This window comes from Candidatus Frankia alpina (assembly GCF_902806485.1).
Classification (GTDB): domain Bacteria; phylum Actinomycetota; class Actinomycetes; order Frankiales; family Frankiaceae; genus Frankia; species Frankia alpina.
Map to the genome: position 1 here is coordinate 1 of NZ_CADCWT010000404.1, position 2,608 is coordinate 2,608.

Here is a 2,608-nt window from a genome sequence, read left to right on the forward strand (position 1 = left end):
CGGGCGAAGGACGCGCACGTGGGGTTGACCGCTGATCATCTACTCCGCACCGCCGTTCTCACCGACTCATCTCCAAACTCCGCCGACGCACCGCTGTCGAGCACCGCCTCAGCGGTGACGGGCACCGCCTCAGCGTCGCCGACCCTGCCGACGGCGTGGCGCACGACGCCGCCTACCCCACCATGGTGGTTCATTTGAGGGAGGTACGCCTCAGACACGGACTCCCCGCGCGAATCGGTCGTCGGCCGGACGCGGTCGCACCACGGAGGCAGCACCGGTGTCAACGCTGGTAGGCACCAGGTAGAGCTGAGCAACCGGCGCCGAAGACGAGCAGTATCTGATTACTGATCTTTGATTCACCGGGTCGGACTGGAGTGGATTCTGCCCGGTCCCGGTTCCGCGGAACACCTTGATCGTCGGGTGGAGGTGGGATACGGCCGGGTCGGGGGCGGTTCCGCGGAATCTGCATGACCGTGTCATGTGGCCGCGGCCATGGTGGTGATCGCGGAGTGTGACGGCGGCGGTGAGGTGTTCGGGGTGGATGCGTGGGAGAGCGCCCATGTGGTCGCTCTGGTGGGTTCGGCGTCCGGTTCGTCCCTACAGAAGGACCCAGGTGGCACCGTTCCCACGCACACCCCCGCTCCCGACTCCCTCACCGGCCACAGAACGTAATCGTCGACCCGGACCGGGACCGGGACTCGGACCGGGACCCGGACCGGGATAGAACCGTGCGGACGTGGTAGCAGCGACGGTGACGGCGAAGTACCTCTCGGGCAGATCGGAACGGTGCTGGACCGGCCCTGGAGCCATCATCATGATCCATCGACCGGCATCGCGCATTAAAGATCAGCAATCGGTCACAGGCTATGCGAGTAATCACCTTCAGTGATGCGCAGAAATCGGGCCGCACCGCGGGCGGGTACCGGCGGCAGGATCAGGTGAAGATCCGGTCGAGGTGGTGGTCGAGGATCGTCAGGGCTTGCGTGGGCGTGTAGAGGCCGACGAGGAGCGGACCCACCAGGCCGTGGGCGAGCCAGAACAGGGATGCGGCCTCCTGCTCGGGGTCGAGGTCGGGGCGCAGGTGGCCGTCGCGCTGGGCGGCGCGTAGTTGCTCGGTGGTGACGGTGAGCAGAGCCCGCAGCCCTTCGGACAGCGCCGCGGCGTAGGCCGGCTTGACGGCTGCCCGGGAGTAGAACGCCACGGATACGGCCGCCTCGGCCCTGCTGTCCTCGGCGGTGGGTAGAAGTTCGATGAACACGGCGCAGGCGATGTCGCGGGGAGTGGCGTCCGGCAGGTGCGCGAGACGCGCGTGCAGGCGTGCGGCGACGCGAACCCGCATGTGGTCGAGCGCGAACAGCAGCATCTCGTCCTTGGTCCGGAAGTAGTGCTGGACCATCCCCATCGACACGCCGGCCTCGGCCGCGACGTCCCGCAGGCTGACTGCCTCGACGCCGTGGCTGGCGGTCACTCGGAACACCGCCTGCGCGATGTGGCGACGCCGCTCAAGCGGGTCCACCCGCTTCGGCATCTCCAACCCCCTTTCGCAATGCGAACGCATTGCATCAGTGTCATGTCTCCCTTAGCATGTCAGCTGCATTGCCAAAGGGGCGGGCCCCACGGCACCACCACCTCATAGCAGCGGAGACGCCGGTGACCATCTCCTTCGCCCACCACGGCGACGTGAAGATCGCCTATGAGACGTTCGGACCGCCCGACGGGGAGCCGCTGCTGCTGATGGGCCTGACGTTCCAGATGATCTGGTGGCCGGACGGGTTCTGCCGGGAGCTCGCGGACCGGGGGTTCGCGGTCGCCCGCTTCGACAACCGCGACACGGGCCTGTCCACCCACTTCACCTCCCCACCCCGCACCACCGTCCAGACCCTGGCCGGACGCGGCGGCAGCGCCGCCTACCGGATCGACGACATGCTCGCCGACGCGGTCGCCGTCCTGGATGCCCTCGGCTGGGACTCCGCCCATCTGCTGGGGGAGTCCCTGGGGGCCACACTCGCGCAGCTGGTCGCGATCCGGCACCCGTCCCGCGTCCGCAGCCTCGTCTCCGCCATGGCCGGCGGGACCGGCGGCGCGCTCAGCAACCTGCGCAACCTGAAGATCGGCACACTGCTGCGGCTGGCCGGCAAGCGGTACGACGACACCCGGGAAGGCGGCGTGGCGCGGCTGGTCGACACCTATCTGCTCATGTGTTCTCGTCGACACCCGATCGACGAGATATGGGTACGCGCGACCGCCGAGGAGTCCTGGGACCGCGACGGTGACCCCGGCGGAACCCACCGCCAACTCGCCGCGGCCCGCACCGCTGGCGACATCCGGGCTCAGTTGCACCGGCTACAGGTACCCACCCTCGTGATCCACGGCGAGGACGATCCCTGGATTCGCCTGCGCGCCGCCCGGGCCCTGACCCAAACGATTCCCGACGCCCGGCTGATCACCTACCCCGACATGGGACACGAGTTCCCCCCACACCTGTGGGCCACCATCGCCAGCGACATCTGGGACTCCACCCAGACGTCGTCAGCCGGACGCGGTCTTACCGCGGAAGGCAGCACCGCGGAAGGCAGCACCGCGGAAGGCAGCACCGCGGAAGGCAGCA

3 protein-coding genes are annotated in these 2,608 nt (G+C 68.5%); 2 read left to right on the plus strand and 1 reads right to left on the minus strand.

Translation table 11 applies throughout. The features are described from left to right. On the plus strand, nt 1-198 hold a 198-nt coding region (locus tag G6R25_RS25640; RefSeq protein WP_205447395.1), incomplete at its 5' end, for a hypothetical protein. Between the two features lie 736 nt (nt 199-934). Here G6R25_RS25640 and G6R25_RS23295 read toward each other — a convergent pair. Continuing rightward, nucleotides 935-1,528, minus strand: coding sequence for a TetR/AcrR family transcriptional regulator (locus G6R25_RS23295; protein WP_163554577.1), 594 nt, complete (start codon nt 1,526-1,528; stop codon nt 935-937). 122 nt (nt 1,529-1,650) lie between these two features. Here G6R25_RS23295 and G6R25_RS23300 point away from each other — a divergent pair. Beyond that, nucleotides 1,651-2,608 (plus strand): alpha/beta fold hydrolase (locus G6R25_RS23300; RefSeq protein WP_205447396.1); only part of this gene is annotated, 958 nt, incomplete at its 3' end.

Bases quoted from the DNA above. Each gene is read 5' to 3' on its own strand.
- G6R25_RS23295 (WP_163554577.1), bottom strand. From the start codon at position 1,528: ATGCCGAAGCGGGTGGACCCGCTTGAGCGGCGTCGCCACATCGCGCAG.